Source organism: Pseudomonas xanthosomatis (assembly GCF_019139835.1).
Classification (GTDB): Bacteria; Pseudomonadota; Gammaproteobacteria; order Pseudomonadales; family Pseudomonadaceae; genus Aquipseudomonas; species Aquipseudomonas fakonensis.
Map to the genome: position 1 here is coordinate 2807398 of NZ_CP077075.1, position 19595 is coordinate 2826992.

The 19595-nt window shown below is 63.5% G+C and carries 16 protein-coding genes; 9 read left to right on the forward strand and 7 right to left on the reverse strand.

Annotated features, from left to right (window positions below):
* The first annotated feature begins 111 nt into the window (after positions 1 to 111).
* Positions 112 to 1302, forward strand: coding sequence for a 2-methylaconitate cis-trans isomerase PrpF (gene prpF, locus KSS93_RS12510; protein WP_217888515.1), 1191 nt, complete (start codon positions 112 to 114; stop codon positions 1300 to 1302).
* Positions 1303 to 1680: 378 nt separating this feature from the next.
* Here the strand turns inward: prpF and acnB are convergent, their stop codons facing one another.
* On the reverse strand, positions 1681 to 4290 hold the full coding sequence (gene acnB, locus KSS93_RS12515; protein WP_217888721.1) for a bifunctional aconitate hydratase 2/2-methylisocitrate dehydratase: 2610 nt from the start codon (positions 4288 to 4290) through the stop codon (positions 1681 to 1683).
* A 406-nt stretch (positions 4291 to 4696) separates the two neighbouring features.
* Between acnB and KSS93_RS12520 the strand changes: the two genes are divergently transcribed.
* Positions 4697 to 5170: a DUF1289 domain-containing protein gene (locus KSS93_RS12520; protein WP_217888516.1), complete on the forward strand. Its 474-nt coding sequence runs from the start codon at positions 4697 to 4699 to the stop codon at positions 5168 to 5170.
* 115 nt (positions 5171 to 5285) lie between these two features.
* Here the strand turns inward: KSS93_RS12520 and queD are convergent, their stop codons facing one another.
* A complete protein-coding gene (gene queD, locus KSS93_RS12525) occupies positions 5286 to 5642 on the reverse strand; it encodes a 6-carboxytetrahydropterin synthase QueD (protein ID WP_011533154.1) in 357 nt (118 codons plus the stop codon).
* A gap of 54 nt (positions 5643 to 5696) precedes the next feature.
* Positions 5697 to 6776: a patatin-like phospholipase domain-containing protein gene (locus KSS93_RS12530; RefSeq protein WP_217888517.1), complete on the reverse strand. Its 1080-nt coding sequence runs from the start codon at positions 6774 to 6776 to the stop codon at positions 5697 to 5699.
* A gap of 286 nt (positions 6777 to 7062) precedes the next feature.
* Between KSS93_RS12530 and KSS93_RS12535 the strand changes: the two genes are divergently transcribed.
* From KSS93_RS12535 to KSS93_RS12555, 5 genes are all read left to right on the forward strand, one after another.
* Positions 7063 to 7371 carry a PepSY domain-containing protein gene (locus KSS93_RS12535; protein ID WP_217888518.1) on the forward strand — a complete coding sequence of 103 codons (309 nt, stop codon included), beginning with the start codon at positions 7063 to 7065 and terminating at the stop codon, positions 7369 to 7371.
* On the forward strand, positions 7371 to 7685 hold the full coding sequence (locus tag KSS93_RS12540) for a PepSY domain-containing protein (RefSeq protein WP_217842753.1): 315 nt from the start codon (positions 7371 to 7373) through the stop codon (positions 7683 to 7685). Before KSS93_RS12535 ends, KSS93_RS12540 begins: the two co-directional genes overlap by 1 nt.
* Positions 7686 to 8354 carry a response regulator transcription factor gene (locus KSS93_RS12545; protein ID WP_217888519.1) on the forward strand — a complete coding sequence of 223 codons (669 nt, stop codon included), beginning with the start codon at positions 7686 to 7688 and terminating at the stop codon, positions 8352 to 8354.
* The gene (locus tag KSS93_RS12550; RefSeq protein WP_217888520.1) at positions 8351 to 9676 is read left to right on the forward strand and encodes a sensor histidine kinase; all 1326 of its coding nucleotides are present in this window, start codon (positions 8351 to 8353) and stop codon (positions 9674 to 9676) included. The genes KSS93_RS12545 and KSS93_RS12550 overlap by 4 nt, the downstream gene beginning before the upstream one ends.
* A 224-nt stretch (positions 9677 to 9900) precedes the next feature.
* On the forward strand, positions 9901 to 11058 hold the full coding sequence (locus KSS93_RS12555; protein ID WP_217888521.1) for an HPP family protein: 1158 nt from the start codon (positions 9901 to 9903) through the stop codon (positions 11056 to 11058).
* Here KSS93_RS12555 and KSS93_RS12560 read toward each other — a convergent pair.
* Positions 11032 to 11898: a LysR family transcriptional regulator gene (locus tag KSS93_RS12560; protein WP_217888522.1), complete on the reverse strand. Its 867-nt coding sequence runs from the start codon at positions 11896 to 11898 to the stop codon at positions 11032 to 11034. The genes KSS93_RS12555 and KSS93_RS12560 overlap by 27 nt on opposite strands.
* 362 nt (positions 11899 to 12260) lie before the next feature.
* Between KSS93_RS12560 and KSS93_RS12565 the strand changes: the two genes are divergently transcribed.
* Positions 12261 to 13562 carry an IS4 family transposase gene (locus KSS93_RS12565; protein ID WP_217888722.1) on the forward strand — a complete coding sequence of 434 codons (1302 nt, stop codon included), beginning with the start codon at positions 12261 to 12263 and terminating at the stop codon, positions 13560 to 13562.
* 673 nt (positions 13563 to 14235) lie between these two features.
* On the opposite strand, the gene KSS93_RS12570 is transcribed toward KSS93_RS12565, so the two are convergent.
* Positions 14236 to 15414, reverse strand: coding sequence for an integrase core domain-containing protein (locus KSS93_RS12570; protein WP_217884504.1), 1179 nt, complete (start codon positions 15412 to 15414; stop codon positions 14236 to 14238).
* Positions 15415 to 15761: 347 nt separating this feature from the next.
* On the opposite strand from KSS93_RS12570, the gene KSS93_RS12575 reads away from it, so the two are divergent.
* A complete protein-coding gene (locus KSS93_RS12575) occupies positions 15762 to 17651 on the forward strand; it encodes a propionyl-CoA synthetase (protein ID WP_217888523.1) in 1890 nt (629 codons plus the stop codon).
* A gap of 151 nt (positions 17652 to 17802) precedes the next feature.
* On the opposite strand, the gene zapE is transcribed toward KSS93_RS12575, so the two are convergent.
* Positions 17803 to 18876: a cell division protein ZapE gene (gene zapE, locus KSS93_RS12580; RefSeq protein ID WP_217888524.1), complete on the reverse strand. Its 1074-nt coding sequence runs from the start codon at positions 18874 to 18876 to the stop codon at positions 17803 to 17805.
* 242 nt (positions 18877 to 19118) lie between these two features.
* Positions 19119 to 19361: a hypothetical protein gene (locus KSS93_RS12585; protein ID WP_217888525.1), complete on the reverse strand. Its 243-nt coding sequence runs from the start codon at positions 19359 to 19361 to the stop codon at positions 19119 to 19121.
* Positions 19362 to 19595: the final 234 nt, after the last annotated feature.

Sequence of the window (19595 nt, forward strand, 5' to 3'; positions counted from 1 at the left end):
GGGAGCGGGTTTACCCGCGAAAGCGATTGATCAGACAACACGGGTGTTCCCGCTGACGCATTCGCGGGTAAACCCGCTCCCGCAGGGTGCTGTGCAAGACAGGAATTGAACATGCCACACGCACCACAAATCCGCATCCCCGCCACCTATATGCGCGGCGGCACCAGCAAGGGCGTGTTCTTCCGCCTGCAAGACCTGCCCGAACCTGCACAAGCCCCAGGCCCTGCCCGCGACGCGCTGCTGCTGCGGGTAATCGGCAGCCCCGACCCCTATGCCAAGCAGATCGACGGCATGGGCGGCGCCACCTCCAGCACCAGCAAGACGGTGATCGTCGCGCCCGGCACCAGGCCCGGCCACGACGTCGACTATCTGTTTGGTCAGGTGTCCATCGACAGCGCCTTCGTCGACTGGAGCGGCAACTGCGGCAACCTCTCGGCGGCGGTGGGTTCGTTCGCCATCGCCAACGGCCTGGTCGACCCCGCACGGGTTCCGCACGAAGGCATTGCCACGGTGCGCATCTGGCAGGCCAACATCGGCAAGACCATCATCGCCCACGTGCCCATCAGCAACGGCGAAGTGCAGGAAACCGGTGATTTCGAGCTGGACGGCGTGACCTTCCCGGCCGCCGAGGTGCAGCTGGAATTCCTCGACCCGGCTGCCGACGAGGATGGCGACGGCGGGGCGATGTTCCCCACCGGCAACCTGGTGGACGACCTCGAGGTGCCGGGCATTGGTACCTTCAAGGCCACCCTGATCAACGCCGGCATCCCGACCATCTTCGTCAATGCCGCCGACATCGGTTACACCGGCATTGAATTGCAGGACGCCATCAATGGTGACCCTGCGCAACTGGCCCGTTTCGAGACCATTCGTGCCTACGGCGCCGTGCGCATGGGGCTGATCGAGCGCATCGAACAGGCCGCCGGCCGCCAGCACACGCCGAAGGTGGCCTTCGTGGCCGCGCCCGCTGCCTACACCGCCTCCAGCGGCAAGGCGGTCAAGGCTGAGGACGTCGACCTGCTGGTGCGTGCGCTGTCCATGGGCAAGCTGCACCACGCCATGATGGGGACCGCTGCGGTGGCCATTGGCACGGCAGCAGCTATTCCGGGCACCCTGGTGAACCTGGCCGCCGGTGGCGGCGAGCGCAGCGCCGTGCGTTTCGGCCACCCGTCCGGGACCTTGCGGGTAGGTGCCGAGGCGCGGCAGGTGGACGGGCAGTGGACCGTGACCAAAGCCATCATGAGCCGCAGTGCGCGGGTGCTGATGGAAGGCTGGGTGCGGGTGCCGGGCGACTGCTTCTGAGACGCTATCGCCGGCAAGCCGGCTCCTGCAGGCATGCGCACTCCCTATAGGAGATCACGCAGCCCTTTTGGGCTGCGCTGTCGCGCAGAGAACTGGTCTCGCAGATGCGCCACGGTCTCTGTGGGAAGCGGCCTTGCCGGGGCGCCGTCCGGTCGAGATGGGCTGCGCAGCAGCCCCGGCAATTTTGCATGAGGCCGAGGCCTGGGGGACGCTTCGCGACCCATCGCGACACAAGGCCACTTCCCACAAAGACCGTTTTAAATCAATGAGTTGTAGTTTGTTCTATGAGAGCCGGCTTGCCGGCGATGAGGCCCTGACAGGCAACAAAAAAGCCCCGGCATCACGCCGGGGCTTTGTTTTACACCTTACTGCTTAAGCTTAAGCCTGAACCACCGGGATCTTGGCGTTGGCTGCCGCTTCGCGGAACTCGGCGATCTGGTCGAAGCTCAGGTAGCGGTAGACGTCGGCAGCCATGCTGTCGATGTCTTTGGCGTACTGCATGTACTCCTCGACGGTCGGCAGCTTGCCGATGATCGAAGCGACCGCAGCCAGCTCGGCCGAGGCCAGGTACACGTTGGTGGCGTCGCCCAGGCGGTTCGGGAAGTTACGGGTCGAGGTGGAGACCACGGTGGAACCGGTCTGCACACGTGCCTGGTTACCCATGCACAGCGAGCAGCCTGGCATTTCCATGCGCGCACCGGCCTTGCCGTAGATGCCGTAGTAGCCTTCTTCGGTCAGCTGGTGGGCGTCCATCTTGGTTGGCGGGGCCAGCCACAGACGGGTAGGGATACCGCCTTTGACCTTGTCCAGCAGCTTGCCGGCAGCGCGGAAGTGGCCGATGTTGGTCATGCACGAACCGATGAACACTTCGTCGATCTTCTCGCCCTGTACCGAAGACAGCAGGCGGGCATCGTCCGGGTCGTTCGGCGCACAGAGCACGGGCTCTTTCACGTCGGCCAGGTCGATTTCGATGATTTCGGCGTATTCGGCATCGGCGTCGGCCGACAGCAGCTCAGGCTTGGCCAGCCAGGCTTCCATGGCCTGGGCGCGGCGCTCCAGGGTACGTGGGTCGCCGTAGCCTTCGCCGATCATCCAGCGCAGCAGGGTGATGTTCGACTGCAGGTACTCGGCGATGGCCTTCTCTGGCAGCTTGATGGTGCAACCGGCAGCAGAACGCTCGGCCGAGGCGTCGGACAGCTCGAAGGCTTGCTCGACGGTCAGTTCGTCCAGGCCTTCGATTTCCAGAATGCGGCCGGAGAAGGCGTTTTTCTTGCCTTTTTTCTCGACGGTCAGCAGGCCCTTCTGGATGGCGTAGTAAGGGATGGCGTGGACCAGGTCACGCAGGGTGATGCCTGGCTGCAGCTTGCCCTTGAAGCGCACCAGGATCGACTCTGGCATGTCCAGCGGCATCACGCCGGTGGCGGCGGCGAAGGCCACCAGGCCGGAGCCGGCCGGGAACGAGATGCCGATCGGGAAGCGGGTGTGCGAGTCGCCACCGGTACCCACGGTGTCCGGCATCAGCATGCGGTTCAGCCAGCTGTGGATGATGCCGTCGCCCGGGCGCAGCGACACGCCGCCACGGGTGCGGATGAAGTCTGGCAGGGTGTGGTGGGTGGTGACGTCGATCGGCTTCGGATACGCGGCGGTGTGGCAGAACGACTGCATGACCAGGTCAGCCGAGAAGCCCAGGCAGGCGAGGTCTTTGAGCTCGTCGCGGGTCATCGGGCCGGTGGTGTCCTGGGAGCCGACGGTGGTCATCTTCGGCTCGCAGTAGGCACCTGGGCGCACGCCCTGGCCTTCTGGCAGGCCGCAGGCGCGGCCGACCATCTTCTGCGCCAGGGTGAAGCCCTTGCCGGTGTCGGCAGGCTGCTCTGGCTTCTTGAACAGGTCGGAAGCACCCAGGCCCAGCTCGGCGCGGGCTTTTTCGGTCAGGCCACGGCCGACGATCAGCGGGATACGGCCGCCGGCGCGGACTTCATCGAGCAGCACTTCGGTTTTCAGCTCGAAGCTGGTGACCAGCTCGTCGCTGCCGTTGCGGCGCACTTCACCCTTGAACGGGTAGACGTCGATGACGTCGCCCATGGCCAGGTTGGTGCAGTCGAATTCGATCGGCAGGGCGCCGGCGTCTTCCATGGTGTTGTAGAAGATCGGGGCGATCTTGGTGCCGAAGCAGAAACCACCGGCGCGCTTGTTCGGAACAAACGGGATGTCGTCGCCGAAGAACCACAGCACCGAGTTGGTGGCGGATTTGCGCGAAGAACCGGTACCGACCACGTCACCGACGTAGGCGACCGGGTGGCCCTTGGCCTTGACTGCTTCGATCTGTGCCAGCGGGCCGACCGAACCTGGCTGCGAAGGCTCGATGCCGTCGCGGGCCATTTTCAGCATGGCCAGGGCGTGCAGCGGGATGTCAGGGCGCGACCAGGCGTCCGGGGCTGGGGACAGGTCGTCGGTGTTGGTTTCGCCAGGCACCTTGAACACGGTCAGGGTGTACTTGTCGGCGATGGCCGGGCGGCTGGTGAACCATTCGCCGGCAGCCCACGATTCGAGTACGGCTTTGGCGTGGGCGTTGCCCGCCTTGGCTTTTTCGGCCACGTCGTGGAAGGCATCGAACATCAGCAGGGTGTGCTTGAGCTGTTCGGCCGCGACGGCGCCCAGTTCGGCGTCATCCAGCAGCGTTACCAGCGTTTCGATGTTGTAGCCGCCCTGCATGGTGCCCAGCAGCTCGGTGGCGTGCTTGCGGTCGATCAGCGGCGATTTTGCCTCGCCCTTGGCGACGGCGGAGAGGAAAGCGGCCTTGACGTAGGCAGCTTCATCCACCCCTGGCGGTACGCGGTTGGTGATCAGGTCTACGAGGAAGGCTTCTTCGCCGGCCGGCGGGTTTTTCAGCAGCTCGACCAGGCCTGCAGTTTGTTCGGCGTTCAGCGGCTGGGGCACGATACCCAGAGCGGCACGCTCTTCGATGTGTTTGCGGTAGGCTTCAAGCACAGTTATTACCCTCATCAGTGGTCCCTAAAGGGGGTCCGGGACGCTCATCCAGCATTCCTTGCACCCATGCGCAGCAACGGCTTTTTGAGCCGTGTTGCCAGGGTCGCAGAGAATCCTTACAGAAGCTGTTTTCAAAGTTTTACGCCTGTAGAACGGAAGGCTGATGAGGGGTTGGTGCGGGACACGCCAGGTGCCTGGCCCGAACCAACGCCGTTCTACCGGATGAACTGTGCTCGTGACGCTTTGAAAACAGCTTCCAACGGACATTGTTGCCTTGAAAAGGCGGAGTGATTCTACGGCAAAAAATGCCCGATGGTAAGGCGCAGAAGATGACTTTAACGGGTGACCCTGGTTAGACAAAGGGCTAACATGAACCCGTGTTCCACCGCCAAGCCGTTGTTTTTCCATGTCCAACCAGTCCATCAAGACCCCTTGCGTCGGCCTTTGCTCCACCGTCTACGGTGACCTGGTGTGCCGTGGCTGCAAGCGCTTCCACCACGAAGTGATCCACTGGAACGGCTACGACGACGAGCAGAAACGCGCCGTGTGGCTGCGCCTTGAGCAGTTGCTGGTGCAGGTGATGATGGCCAAGCTCGAGGTGTTCGACAAAGACCTGCTGCGCCAGCAGTTGGAGAACCGCTCGATCCGCTTTGTCGCGCATCAGTCCGAATATTGCTGGGCGTACCAGCTGATCGCCCGCGGCGCGCGGATGATCCGCGAGCTGGAAGCCTACGGGATGGTATTGCTGCCGGAGTTTCGCGACTGGGACCTGCCGCAACTGCGCGATGCGATCGATCGCGAGTTCTTTTTGCTTTCAGAGGCGCATTACCAGCGCTACATCGCCCCGAGCTTTTTGCGCGATGCCATGGGCCAGGGCTGACGGCTGCTGGCCTCTTCGCGGGTAAACCCGCTCCCACAGGTACAGCGCCGGTCTTCAATCGCGCGCGACACCTGTGGGAGCGGGTTTACCCGCGAAGAGGCCAGCAGGTGTGCAGTCAGTCGCCGGTATATTCACAACCGCTGGTGCAGGTCTCGTGAATACGCACCTTCGACAGCTCCGGCAGCAGCGGCTTGACCTGTTCCCAGATCCACTTGGCGATCACTTCGCTGGTGGGGTTTTCCAGGCCCGGGATGTCGTTCAGGTAGTTGTGGTCCAGCTGCTCGTAGATCGGTTTGAAGATCGCCTTGATTTCGGAGAAGTCGCGGATCCAGCCAGTGTGCGGGTCGAGCGGGCCGGTCAGGTGCAGGGCCACCTTGAACGAATGGCCATGCAGGCGGCCGCACTTGTGCCCGGCGGGGACGTTGGGCAGGCGGTGGGCCGATTCGAAAGTAAATTCCTTGAAGATTTCCACGCTGTCTGAACTCTGTGTGTAACGAAGATTGCGCGCAGTCTACCAGCATGCCCGCTACAAGGCTTGCAGCCGATCGTGCAACTGCCCGGTGGCGATCAGCTCGAGCAACTCGTCACCCAGCCGCTGGCTTTCGGCAATCGCCTTGTACCAGTAACGCTTGCGGCTCGGCGCATCGCCCATGAAACGCTTGAAGTCGTTGCGGTCGGGCAGCTTGCCGTAGGGCAGGGCGGCCAGGTACTGCGCAGATGGCGTCATCAGCAGCACGTTCTGCAGGCGCGTGGCGTCGCCCCGGCGCCAGGGCAGGGCCTTGTCGAACCAGCCGGGCACCACCTTGTCGGTGAAGTGCGGGTACAGCACCAGGTCATCGCCCTGGTACGGCAGGTCTAGGTGGTAGTCCAGCAGGCCGCCGTCGCGGTAGGTGCCGGCCCCGGCACCGGGGATGTCGCGTACACCTTCCATCACCATCGGGATCGAGCCCGAGGCCAGCAAGGCGTGGCGCAGGTTGGCCAGGTTCAGCGCCAGGCAGCGCGAGGGGAAGTCGGTCAGCGGGCCCAGCGGCGGCGCGCTGCGCTGGTCGTGCAGGATCACCCGCTCGAAGTGCCGCGCCAGGTTGGCGCGGCCCAGCAGGTTGCTGGCCAGCACCGAGCCCAGGCCCATGCCCAATCGCCCGCGGTGGTCGTGGGCCAGTTGGCCGTGGCTTTTCACCACCAGAATGTTCAGCCGGTAGTGAGGGTTGGCGAGGATCTGCCCGTCGCGGCCTTGCAGCAGGTCGTCGAGCATGCGCTGGCAACTCTGGCTGATTTGCCGTGGCGTCACGCCCTTGGCGAAGTCCTGCTCGGTGTACAGCTCGCCCAGGCGGCGGATGCCCTCGACCGGGTCGTCCAGGCAGGCGCTGGCGAAACGCCAGGAGCCGATCGAGGCGCCGATCAGCGCGCGTTGGCGGGGCGCCGAGGGCAGCCACTCACCGAACAGCGCCAGGTCCAGGCCCTGGATGCCCAGCGGCTTGGGGCCGCCGGCGGCACCGGGCAGCACGCCCACATCGGCTGCCAGCAGGCCGCGTTCGCGGATCTGCTGCAGGGCGCGTTGGCCAGCCTTGAAGGTCAGTGCGGGGTACTTGATGTGGATGGCGGTCATGGCGCGGTCCGTGCGGGCGGGTCAGGCAGTATAAAGGCAGATGGCCGCACGCACGCATCGGGGGAGCAACTGTCTTGTGCTGCCTGAGCCGGCCTCATCGCCGGCAAGCCGGCTACAGGCATAGCGCTTGAGCAATCTTGTGGGAGCGGGCTTGCCCCGCGACAAGGCCGGTACAGGCGACACAGCACCTGCGCTATCATGCGGCCAGCTGTTTTCAGGTTGAATTAAGGACCTGCGGTTAGTCTTGTTCACGTAGACAACGCATACATCTGCAAGGAGAAACCCCATGAAAACTTTGACTGCCCTGTTCACCGCCGCCGCCCTCGCATTCGGTGCCAACGCCGCCTTCGCCAAGGACGTGCAGCCTGACGAAGTGGTCAAGCTGGTCAACGCCAAGACCATCAAGTCGCTGGATGAACTCAAAGCTACTGCCGTGGCCAAACACCCCGGCGCCACCGTGACCGACTCGGAACTCGAGAACGAATACGGCCGCTACATCTACAAGGTCGAGCTGCGCGACGCGCAAAATGTCGAATGGGACGTCGACCTCGACGCCAAGACCGGTGAAGTGCTGAAGGACGAGCGAGACAACTGATGAGCGAGTTACCGCGAACGGCGCGCTACCTGGCCCTGGCCCTGCTGGCCGCCTGTTCGCTGGCCGCCGCCCGCGACCTGGATCAGGATGAAGCCCTGGAGCTGCGCAAGCAGGGCATCATCCTGCCGCTGGAACAACTGCTCGAAACCGCCCTTGGGCGTTACCCCGGGGCGCGCCTGTTGGAGGCCGAGCTTGAAGAAAAGCACAAGCGCTACGAATATGAAGTCGAGCTGCTGACCCCCCAGGGCGTGGTGCGCGAGATCAAGCTCGACGCCCGCACCGGTGCGCTGCTCAAAGACGAGGAAGACGACTGAATGCGCCTGCTGCTGGTCGAAGACAATGTACCCCTGGCTGACGAGCTGACCACCGCCCTGCAACGCCAGGGTTACGCCGTGGACTGGCTGGCCGATGGCCGCGATGCGGTGTACCAGGGCCAGAGCGAACCCTACGACCTGATCATTCTCGACCTGGGCCTGCCCGGCCTGCCGGGGCTCGAGGTGCTGGCGCAGTGGCGCGCGGCAAACCTGGCTACCCCGGTGCTCATTCTGACCGCCCGCGGCTCATGGGCAGAGCGCATCGAAGGGCTCAAGGCCGGTGCCGACGACTACCTGACTAAACCCTTCCACCCCGAAGAGTTGCAACTGCGCATCCAGGCCCTGCTGCGCCGGGCCAAGGGGCTGGCCAACCAGCCGCGGTTGGAGGCTGCCGGCCTGCATCTGGACGAATCACGCCAATGCGTCAGCCGCGAAGGCGTCGACATCCAGCTCACCGCGGCCGAGTTTCGCCTGCTGCGTTACTTCATGCTGCACCCAGGCCAAGTACTCTCCAAAAGCCACTTGGCCGAGCACCTGTATGACGGCGAGACCGAGCGCGATTCCAACGTGCTCGAAGTGCACGTCAACCACCTGCGGCGCAAGCTTGGCCGCGCGGTGATCGAGACCCGCCGCGGCCAGGGCTACGTGTACGCCGGGAGCGCCGCGTGAAGTCGATCCAGGCGCGCCTGAGCCTGGGCCTGGTGGCGGTGCTGGTGGTGGTGGGCCTGGGCGTGGCGCAACTGACGCTGTGGCTGCTCGAGGCTGGGTTGCAGCGCTACCTGGAGACCGGCCTGCGCAAGGAGAGCGAGAACCTGCTGGTGGCGCTGGTGCGCGGGCCGAACGGCTTGCAGCTGGATGAGCGGCGGATTTCCTCGGCCTATCAGCGGCCGTTCTCGGGCTACTACTTCCGTATCGACTTCGACCAGGGCACCTGGCGTTCGCGTTCGTTGTGGGACCTGGACATGCCCAAGCCGGCCAAGCCCGGCCTGGACGACGGCCACGAGCTGGGCCCCGAGGGCCAGCAGTTGCTGGCCTACCGTGGCGACTACCGGCGCCTGGGCCAGGACATTTCGATCAGCGTGGCCCAGGACTATTCGCCGGTGCGTAAGGGCTTTCGGCGCATGCAGCAGATCGGCCTGGGCATCGGCCTGGTGGCGCTGGTGCTGGTGCTGGTGCTGCAGCGCATCACCGTGACCCGCTCATTGCGCCCGTTGGAGCGTGCCCGCCGGCAAATCGCCCAGTTGCAGCAGGGCCAGCGTTCGCAGCTGGACGCCGAGGTGCCCAGCGAGTTACAGCCGCTGGTGGACCAGATCAACCACCTGTTGGCCCATACCGAAGACAGCCTGCGCCGCTCGCGCAATGCCCTGGGTAACCTCGGGCATGCCTTGAAGACGCCGTTGGCGGTACTGCTGAGCCTGGCCGCCAGCGAGCGCCTGCAAGGCTTGCCCGAGGTGCAGGCGCAGTTGCGCGAGCAACTGGAGCAGATTCAGCAGCGCCTGGCCCGCGAACTGAACCGCGCGCGCCTGGCCGGCGATGCGCTGCCCGGCGCGCAGTTCGACTGCGATGCCGAGTTGCCGGGGTTGCTGTCCACGCTCGGGATGATCCACGGCGAAGGGCTGTTGCTGGCGCGCGACGTGCCGCCCGGGCTGCTGCTGCCCTGGGACCGTGAAGACTTGCTGGAGCTGCTCGGCAACCTGCTGGACAACGCCTGCAAATGGGCTGACCGCGAGGTGCGTCTGGGCATCGCGCCGAGCACCGAGGGCTATCAGCTGTGGGTTGACGACGACGGCCCCGGCATCCCCGAGAGCCAGCGCCTGCAGGTGCTGGAGCGCGGTTCGCGGCTGGACGAGCAGGTCGACGGCCATGGCCTGGGGCTGGGCATCGTGCGCGATATCGTCGAGGCCTGGGGCGGGCGCATGGCCTTGCTCGACAGCACGCTGGGCGGGTTGCGGGTGAGCATCGAGTTGCCGCGCAAGCACCGTCAGGCCTGAATGCTCCTACACAGGGCCACCCTGCAAAAATATTGCATATCAAGCGCACTTTTTTGAATTAGCCCCAAAACGGTGCGCCCGGCACAATCCCTCCTCACGAAACCCCAGCGGTTTCCATCTCTCCATGGACGGAGCCCCTTGCGTTATTGCATTTGCAATACAGGGCCCAGGCCGGTCGCGCTGGGCTTTCTTTTCCATCAAAAAAATACGACCCCATTATTTCGATGTCTGCCTCGCGTCCCGAAAGCCGTCTGCAGCGCCTGCTACCGGCGCCCCTGAACATCCCCCCCAAAGAATGGTTGCGCGCAGGCCTTGGCGGGCTGCTTGGCCTGTTTCTCGCCGGCTACCTGTGCAGCCTGGCCTACGGCCCGTCCATCGCCCTGCATCTACTTGGACCGCTGGCGGCCTCGGCGGTGCTGGTGTTCGCCGTGCATTCCGGCCCCCTGGCCCAGCCGTGGCCGGTGCTGGGCAGCTATGCGTTGGCCGGCGCAATAGGCCTGGCCATGCGCCACAACTTCGGTGACGGCCTGTGGGTTGCTGCCGCCGCGCTGGGTATCGCCCTGGTGCTGATGTGCCTGCTGCGCTGCCTGCACCCGCCGGGTGGCGGTGTGGCGGCAAGCGCGGTGCTGGCCGACCCGGGGTTGGTGGCAATGGGTGATCACCTGCTCGAGCCGGTGCTGCTCAATGCGTTGGTCCTGGTGGCGGTGGCGGTGTTCTACAACCGCTTGACCGGCGTGCGCTACCCCAAGGGCGCGGCGCCGCGCAAGGACCTGCACCACACCCACGACCCGCTGCCCGGGGCGCGCGTAGGCATCAGCGCAGACGACCTGGACCAGGCCCTGGAAGAGATCGGCGAGTTCGTCGACGTGACCCGCGACGAGCTGGAGCGGATCATCCTGGCTACCGAGCAGCACGCACTGCAGCGCAGCCTGGGTGGCATCACCGCTGGCGCTGTGATGTCCCGCGACGTGCAGTCGGCCAACCCCGGCACCACCCTGGAGCAGGCATGGAAGATGCTCGACGGGCATCACCTTAAGACTCTGCCTGTGGTGGAAAACGGCCGTCTGGTGGGCATCGTCAGCCTCAGTGACCTGGTTGGCCCGGCCATGGCCCGCAGCCGTTTCAGTTGGGGCGGGTTGTTCCGTCGCCAGACCGTGCGCCTGGAGCAGGTGATGAGCCGGCGAGTGGTCAGTGTCGGCAGCACCCACCCGCTGGAGCGCCTGCTGCCGCTGCTCAGCGAGCAGGGCCTGCATTGCCTGCCGGTGCTGGATGATGGGCGTTTGGTGGGAGTGATCACTCAGACCGACCTGATCGCAGGCCTCAAGCGCCACCTGCTCAATGCCGCAGCACTGGCCTCAGATAACCGGGTCCCAGCGCTGTGACCAGTCGCTCATGTCGCCGGCCACCAGCCGGCGCAGTACGCTGAAGGCCTGTTGCAGGGCTTCGCTGTCGCGTTTGCGGGCGTACACGAGGAAGGTCGGGTAGGTAAACTCCGGCGCCTGCGGCACCCGCTCGAACACCCCGCTTTGCAGGTAGGCCTGCACCACGCGCGTGCGGAAGTAGCCGCTGCCGCCGCGGTCGAGGATGAACTGCAAGGCCAGTGGCCCGAGGTTGAAGCTCAGCGCCGGGCGCGACAGGTCGGGCAGGGCGGCGTCGTGCTGGCGGCGGAAGGCCTCGCCCCAGTCGATGTAAATGTAAGGCTCCGGGGCATCCACCCGGCGCACGCGGATCAGTTTTTCTTCCATCAACTGCTCCACCTGCAGCCCCGGGCCGTAGGTGGGCTGGTACACCAGTGCTGCGTCCAGCAGGCCCATTTCCACTTTGCGCAGCAGTGATTCGCCGTCGCTGACTTCGCTGCGGATGGCGTGGCTGGGCAGCTCAAGGTGCAGGGCGCTGACCCAGTCGAGCATCATCGGGTTGCCCAGGCTCACTTCGCCACCGATGTGCAGCACCTGCTGGCAACCTTGGGGCAGGGGCAGGTCGCGGCGGGCGGCCTCCCAGGTTTGCACCAGCTGGTTGGCGTAGATGACGAAAGCCTCGCCGTCGCTGGTCAGGCTGGCGCCGTTGTGGTTGCGGATGAACAGCTGGCAGCCCAGTTGCTGCTCCAGGCGCTGGACGCGGGCGCTGATGGCGGTCTGGGAGACGAACAGGCGTTCGGCGGCGGCGGCCAGGCTGCCGCAGCGGACTATTTCCAAGAAGGTTCGGGCCTGGTCGATGTCCATTGGGCTGCTCTGTGGTGGGGGTTGGGTATTCTAGAGCGGTTTGCACCGAAATGGGGCTTTGGGTTGCCCTGAGGGGGCGGCTTATCGGCGATGGCGTTGGTGTGTGGGTTTTATATCTTGCGGTGTAAGTTGGTTGATCTGTTTGATCTGTTTGATCTGTTTGATCTGTTGGTATTTGTATTGGTTGGTTTTGATAGTTTTATGCGCATTCATTTGCTGCATTGACGCTTATTCACCTTTCCGCCCTTACGGCCATCCCTTTCAAGGTCTTCGGTAGAATCTGCTGAAATCCAGTCAGGAAGACCCGAGTGATGTGGGCTGATGTTCTAGCGCGATTCGAGAAAAAAGCACCGGCCAGCGTCATGGCCAAACTCGCTTTGGAGCAAGCTATTGCGCCTGAGTGGGTCGATCAGGTTTTCGAAGAGCACCGCCAGCGGCAGTACTCTCGTGAGCTGTTGTTCTCGACCATCGTCAAGCTCATGTCGCTCGTTTCGCTGGGTCTGAAGCCGTCGCTACATGCTGCGGCAAAGCAGTTGGACGATCTCCCGGTCAGCCTGGCAGCGCTTTACGACAAAATCAGTCGAACAGAACCTGCGCTACTACGTGCCCTGGTGACAGGTTGCGCACAGCGACTGACTCCAACGATCCATGAGTTGGGCTGCTCGGCCATGCTTCCCAATTGGCAAATTCGGGTGGTTGATGGCAGCCACCTGGCCTCCACCGAAAAGCGTCTTGGCGCGTTGCGCCAGGAGCGCGGGGCTGCCCGTCCGGGGTTTTCGGTAGTGGTCTACGATCCCGATCTGGATCAGGTAATTGACCTGCAACCCTGCGAAGACGCCTACGCAAGTGAGCGAGTCTGCGTCCTACCGCTACTGGCTGATGCCCAGCCCAATCAGGTTTGGATCGCTGACCGGCTCTACTGCACGCTTCCTGTGATGGAGGCGTGCGGGCAGGTGAAAACTTCATTTGTCATTCGTGAGCAAGCCAAGCACCCACGCATAATCCAGGAAGGCGAGTGGCAAGCGCCGATGCCCGTCGCAACAGGTATGGTACGCGAGCAATCTATCGAGGTGAGGGGCGGGCACACGTGGCGGCGGGTCGAGTTGACGCTCCATTCAAAAAACGACTCAGGCGATACCAGTCTGATGTTCTGGAGCAACCTGCCCGAGAGCATCAGCACACAGCAGATCGCAGATTTGTATCGTCGTCGCTGGAGCATCGAAGGGATGTTTCTGCGACTAGAAGCCATTCTGGAAAGTGAAATTGAAACCCTCGGCAGCCCGCGTGCTGCGCTGCTTGGGTTCACCACTGCGGTCTTGGCCTACAACGTTCTGGCATTGCTGAAACGCAGTGTTGAGCAAGCCCACCGCGAGACGCTGCCGGAGAGTTGGGAGGCGTCGATCTATCACTTGGCGGTCCAGATCCGAGGGGGCTACGAGGGTATGCAGATCGCCCTACCATCGGAGCACATACCGGTTGTCCCTATAGAAGAATTAGGTCGGCGCCTGCTGGAACTGGCCAAGAACATCCAGCCCAAGCAGGTTGCGAAAAACCCACGAGGCCCCAAGGTGGCCAAGCCCAAAACCTGGGTACAGGGAACGGCGGTACATGCCCACGTTTCAACAGACCGGGTGATCAAGGCTGCCAAAACGAAAAGACCTTGAAAGGGATGGCCCTTACGGCGGCTTACTTTTGTCTTGTCAAAAGTAAGCAAAACCGCTCGCTCCCATCATCCGGCCCCTGCGCTTCGCTCCGGGGTTCCCTCACTCCGGGCTTGCTCCGGGGGTACGCGCCGACGGGCCGTCCCTGGCCCGATCGGCGCTCGACCGGCATCCATGCCGGTCGCCCCCCTACGCAATCCCTGCGTTCGGCCTCCTGAAGTCGCGAAGTTAGTGGCGGCGCCTGGGCTGGCGCAGCTAACCGCTAGTTGCCACCGTGGGACCTCAGGATTTAATCGCGGGGCAAGCCCGCTCCCACGTGGTTCAGCGAGCGCAGTTCTAACGTGGGAGCGGGCTTGCCCAGCGATTGCGTCAGAACAAACATCACATCAATAACAATCAAACCAACATCCCGGCTCTTGATCTGGCTCTTGATGTTGCTTCTAAGCGCGCAATAGCCCAGGCAACACAAATCGCGACTTCAGGAGGCCGAGCGTAGGGATTGCGTAGGAGGGCGACCGGCATGGATGCCGGTCGAGCGCCGATCGGGCCAGGGACGGCCCGTCGGCGCGTACCTCCGGAGCAAGCCCGGAGCGAGGGAACCCCCGAAGCGCAGCGTAGGGGGCCGGATGATAGGAGCAGTGTACGGGTCACCCACATGGGTTACACAAAAGTTCGCTCACATAGGTGACAACACCTGAAGTGTTACATAACCATCATCGGCATCTCGCTCATCGATCCTGCCGAGAATGATTGGGCCGAAAATAACATCCCACACCCCATCCCCGACTTGCTCCAGCCCAATGGTCTGATGCTTGAGCACGTAACCTACATAGATCCTCAAACCCCGGCGGTTGACGATGCCACTGCGATCAGCTGGCAGGCTCTCGATATGACTGGGGTAAGTCATTTCAGGTAGTTTTTCCGGGAACGGGCGTGGCGAAGGCTGGTAGCAGGACGCTGGTGTTTTCTGCTTCAGTGCTTCGTGGAGCCGCTCGTAATTGTAGTGTTGCCGGAAGCGGTCGAAGTGCCGTTGTTGAGCCTCCCAAGCCACTGCGGGCGGTGACGGAAGCGTACTTTTGAGTGTTCGGTGCATACGCTCGTGCCGACCATTTTGCTCCGGTCTGCCAGGCGCAATACGTTCAGGAATGATGCCTAGGCGCAGCCACCAGATGGACAGCTGGGAGAGCCCTGCACGCCCTTTACTGGCAAACGGCACGCCGTTATCGGTCCGGATACGTTCAGGTAGCCCGTTTTCACGAAAGACCTCAGTGAACACAGCCTGTGTCTCCAGAAAGTTCGTATTGGCCATGCTGTGGCACGCGAGCAAGAAGCGACTGGCGTGATCCATGATCGTCAACGGATAGCACCAGACCCCAGCTCCTGTCAGAAACTGGCCTTTGTAGTCCGCAGTGAAGAGCTGATTGGGCGACTCCGCCTTTTCAAGCGGCTTGGGATAGACCGCTACGCGCTGACGCAGGCGCCGCGGCTTGATCAGCTCGGCTTTCTTGAGGATGTTGTAGATCGTTGTCTTGGAGGGAGGCGCCTGGTCAGGAAAACGTTCCTGCAATGCGGCCTGGATCTTCTTGGGCCCAGGCTCCGTCTGGCCCTTGCCGCGTAATTCGATAATGGCCTCGCGAACGGCGACGGGTACAACCCAATCTTGCGTCAGCCGGCGACGGCTACGTTCCTCTAGGCCTGCTGGGCCAGCTTTCTCGAAACGCTCGACCCATTTGTAACCGGTCTTTCGACTGATCTCGTAGGCCTCGCAAAGGGCGCTGAAGCTAGGCGCCCCCTGGAGATAGTCAGCGATGAAAAGCACTTTCATGTCCATAGGTTTCAGCTCTCGCCAAGGCATGGTCAGATCCTCGAAAAACCGACCATGCCAGTTAAAAACTGTTACCTATGTGCGTGAACTGATTTGTAACCCATGTGGGTGAGTCATACCCCGCAGGGATTTTTTGGTGACTTTTTGATCCGTCAAAAAGTTACCCGCCGTAAGGGCGGAAAGGTGACGAAAAGCGCTCATCGTCAATGAATGCGCATACATCTCCAAAAGCAATCACCATAAGCCCCGAACCCGAACCCGAACCCCCAGCGCAAATCTGCACAACCCTTAAGACATAAGTCCCATGGCAGCCCCACCCCCGCCACCCATACTCAACGTTCGCCCTTCAATAACAACAAGTACCGGGTAGCGAACCAATGACCTATCAGCACAGCTACGCCCATTCCATCGCCGACCCCGCGGCCTTCTGGCAGGCCCAGGCCGAACAGCTGGCCTGGCAGCGCAAGCCAACCCTCACCCTGCAACAAAACCCCGACGGCACCCACCGCTGGTTCGAAGACGGCCGCCTGAACACCTGCCACCTGGCCCTAGACCACCAGATCGAGCAAGGTCGTGGCGAGCAACTGGCGCTGATCTACGATTCACCCGTCACCAGCACCCAGCAAAGCTTCACCTACCACCAGCTACGTGACGAGGTGGCGCGCCTGGCCGGGCTGCTGCGCTCGCTGGGCGTGGGCAAAGGCGACGGGGTGATCATCTACATGCCCATGGTGCCCCAGGCCGCCATGGCCATGCTCGCCTGTGCGCGCATCGGTGCCGTGCACTCGGTGGTGTTCGGCGGCTTTGCCGCCAATGAGCTGGCCCTGCGCATCGACGATGCCCGGCCCAGGCTGCTGCTCACCGCCTCCTGCGGGCTGGAGTTCGACCGGGTGATCGAATACAAGCCCCTGGTCGACCGCGCCCTGCAACTGGCCCGCCATCAACCCGGGCATGTGCTGGTGCTGCAACGCCCCCAGGCCAGCGCCGAGCTGCAACCTGGAAGGGATCTGGACTGGCAGCAGGCACTGGCCGGCGCACAGCCGGTAGCGCCGGTGGAGCTGGCCGCAGGCGACCCGCTGTACATCATGTATACCTCCGGCACCACCGGCAAACCCAAGGGCATCGTGCGCGAAAACGGCGGCAATGCAGTGGCTCTGTGTTATGCCATGCGCCACGTCTACGGCATGCAGGCGGGCGATGTGTGGTGGGGGATTTCCGACGTCGGTTGGGTGGTGGGCCATTCGCTGATCGTCTACGGGCCGCTGATGAGCGGCTGCACTACGGTGTTCTACGAGGGCAAGCCAATCCGCACCCCGGATGCTTCGGCCTACTGGCGGGTGGTGCAGCAGTACAAGGTCAATGCGCTGTTCTGCGCGCCCACCGCCATGCGTGCGATCCGTAAGGAAGACCCCGAAGGCGAGCTGATCCGCCGCCACGACCTCGGCTCGCTGCGCCAGCTGTTCCTGGCCGGCGAAAAGCTCGACTCCAGCACCCACGAATGGCTGGAGCGGGTCAGCGGCAAGCCGGTGCACGACCACTGGTGGCAGACCGAGACCGGCTGGCCGGTCACCGCGCCCTGCGTTGGCCTTGAAGGCAGCGCGGCGCGGCCAGGCTCGAGCAACCGCGCGGTGCCGGGCTACCACGTGCAGGTGCTGGACGACGACGGCAAGCCGCTGGGCCCGAACCAGCAGGGCGCCATCGTCATTGCCCTGCCATTGCCACCAGGCTGCAGCCAGACCCTGTGGGGCGACCACCCGCGCTACCTGGAGGCCTACCTGCACAGCTACCCCGGCTACTACCACACCGGCGACGGCGGCTACCTGGACGACGATGGTTTCGTGTACATCATGGGCCGTACCGATGATGTGATAAACGTGTCCGGCCACCGGCTGTCCACGGGCGAAATGGAAGACCTGGTTGCCCGCCACCCGGCGGTGGCCGAGTGCGCGGTGATTGGCGTGCATGACGAGATCAAGGGCCAGGTGCCACTGGCACTGGTGGTGCTCAAGGACGGGCAGGGCATTGGCGAGGTGCAGTTGCAGGGCGAGTTGGTGGCCAGCGTGCGCGAGCACATTGGCGCGCTGGCCTGCTTCAACCGTGTGCGCCTGGTCAAGCGCCTGCCCAAGACCCGTTCGGGCAAGATTCTGCGGGCGGTGCTGCGCAAGATCGCCGACGGGCAGGCCTATGTGCCGCCGTCGACCCTGGATGACCCGGCGGTGCTGGGGGAAATCGAAGCGGTGTTGGCGGACCTGCCCAGGGCGGGGTGATGTATTGGTCGGGCGGGCTCCTGGGTTTGGCGCGGTATCGTCGGGGCCGCTTTGCGGCCCATCGCGACACAAGGCCGCTTCCCACAAAGATCGCAAGCCCTCCAGGCCTGTGCTGTACCTGTAGGCGCCGGCTTGCCGGCGATGAGGCCGGTCAGGTCAGCCCATCCTGCGGCCCCACCTGATGTAACTGCCCCAACCGGCTACGGGTGCGCATCAGGTCGGCCAGCGGCCCGTCCAGGCTATCGGCCAGTGGCCGCTGGCCAATCACGGTCACCTGCCGGTCCTGGTCGTACAACACGTCCACCAGGTTGACGAAGCGCTGCTGCGCCGCCAGCGAACATTCGGCCAGGTCGTCCAGGCCATCGATGATCCAGTGCTCGTAGCGCTCGGCGAGCACCAGGTAATCGATCACCGCAGTGGCCTGCTCGCACAGGTCGGCAAAGGCGAACATCACCCGTTGGTCATCCTCGGCCAGCACCCGCAGCGGGCGCTTGTTGACTTCCAGCACCTGCGGTTGCAGTGCAGGCAGTTGCAAGGTTGCGCGCTGCGCCGCATCCCCCGGCCACACATAGTGCCCCTGGGTGAAACGCTGGTGTGCACGGTTGGCCGGCAGGCTGCGAAAATCCGTGTCACCATCGACTTCCAGCACCTGCATGCGGCCATGGATCAGACGGATCACCGGCAGGAAACGTTCGTGGTAAAGCGGGTTGGGCAGCAGGCCTTCAGGTGCATAGTTGGAGGTTACCAACAACAGGATGCCGCGCTCGAACAGGGCATTGAACAGCCGGGTCAGCAGCATTGCATCGCCGATGTCATGTACGTGGAATTCGTCGAAGCACAGCACCCGCACCTCACCCAGCAGTTCGTCGAGGGTGGCGCCAAGGGCATCGGGCAGCGCGCGGTGGCGGTGCATGCCCTGGTGCAGGCGGGCAAAGAAGTCGTGAAAGTGCAGGCGGCGCTTTTCAGCCACCGGCACTGCCGCGAAAAAGTTGTCGAGCAGCCAGCTCTTGCCGCGGCCCACTGAACCATACAGGTACAGGCTGCTGGGCTGGCCCTGGTCAAGGGCGGCCAACTGAGCGGCCATGGCCTCGATCACCTGGCATTGGCCCTGGCTCAAGGTATAGCCGCGCTCGGCGGCCTTGGCCTGGAAGTGGGTCATCAGCGTGCTGTGCTGCGCGGCGGCGGGGCGCTGGCGGCGCAGCGGGGCGGGGATCCAGGTGGACAACGGTTGGCTCCTAGGCGAGGGCAGGGCGCGGCTTGCTTGGGGCCTGGATTTTGACCACTAGGCAGGCAGGTGGGCAAGTGCCGGGTGCATCAGAAACTGTCCTGTGCCGGCCTCATCGCCGGCACGCCGGCTCCTACAGGGGCCGCATCGGCCTGAAGGTTTATGCGGCCCTGTAGGAGCGGCTTTAGCCGCGAACACCGGCGTAGCCGGTGCCAGGCACCGCGTCGTCCGCACCTATGAAATCAGCCCTTGCGCTCCAGCTGCCGCTCGATCATGTACTTCACTGCCAGGCGTTTCTCCTTCAGGTGGCGTAAATCCTCATCGACGAAGTTGCCTGCCGAAATGGCCTCGGCTGCCAGCACCTGGTTGTCGATATCGACGTATTCATCCAGCAGCCGATCGAGCACCAAGTCATGCTGGCGGCGTTGTTGAACGATTTCGCGGGGGTAGTGCAGGTCCTGGTACAGGTCGTGGGAAACTGGCATGGCGCCCTCCTTGTGGCTGCGCGGGTTAGCTCTACCTGATTGGAAGGGGTGAACACGATTGTGTTGAAGCGAAGCGGAAGAAAAACGACGGATGGTCGCCACGAGGCCCATGGCGGGGTTGGCCTGTCATCAGGCACACACCAGCGGGAAATGGGAGGACAGGAGTAACTTGCTGTTTTCCAGCGTTTTTTTTCAAAAAAAGCTTTTCAATCGAAAACTTCGCTGGTAAAGTGC

What these genes read in the sequence shown, in the direction of transcription:
- prpF (WP_217888515.1), top strand. Translation starts at nt 112, where the DNA reads ATGCCACACGCACCACAAATCCGCATCCCCGCCACCTATATGCGCGGC.
- KSS93_RS12520 (WP_217888516.1), top strand. Translation starts at nt 4,697, where the DNA reads ATGTCCAACCAGTCCATCAAGACCCCTTGCGTCGGCCTTTGCTCCACC.
- KSS93_RS12530 (WP_217888517.1), bottom strand. Translation starts at nt 6,776, where the DNA reads ATGACCGCCATCCACATCAAGTACCCCGCACTGACCTTCAAGGCTGGC.
- KSS93_RS12535 (WP_217888518.1), top strand. Translation starts at nt 7,063, where the DNA reads ATGAAAACTTTGACTGCCCTGTTCACCGCCGCCGCCCTCGCATTCGGT.
- KSS93_RS12540 (WP_217842753.1), top strand. Translation starts at nt 7,371, where the DNA reads ATGAGCGAGTTACCGCGAACGGCGCGCTACCTGGCCCTGGCCCTGCTG.
- KSS93_RS12545 (WP_217888519.1), top strand. Translation starts at nt 7,686, where the DNA reads ATGCGCCTGCTGCTGGTCGAAGACAATGTACCCCTGGCTGACGAGCTG.
- KSS93_RS12555 (WP_217888521.1), top strand. Translation starts at nt 9,901, where the DNA reads ATGTCTGCCTCGCGTCCCGAAAGCCGTCTGCAGCGCCTGCTACCGGCG.
- KSS93_RS12560 (WP_217888522.1), bottom strand. Translation starts at nt 11,898, where the DNA reads ATGGACATCGACCAGGCCCGAACCTTCTTGGAAATAGTCCGCTGCGGC.
- KSS93_RS12565 (WP_217888722.1), top strand. Translation starts at nt 12,261, where the DNA reads ATGGCCAAACTCGCTTTGGAGCAAGCTATTGCGCCTGAGTGGGTCGAT.
- KSS93_RS12570 (WP_217884504.1), bottom strand. Translation starts at nt 15,414, where the DNA reads ATGCCTTGGCGAGAGCTGAAACCTATGGACATGAAAGTGCTTTTCATC.
- KSS93_RS12575 (WP_217888523.1), top strand. Translation starts at nt 15,762, where the DNA reads ATGACCTATCAGCACAGCTACGCCCATTCCATCGCCGACCCCGCGGCC.
- KSS93_RS12585 (WP_217888525.1), bottom strand. Translation starts at nt 19,361, where the DNA reads ATGCCAGTTTCCCACGACCTGTACCAGGACCTGCACTACCCCCGCGAA.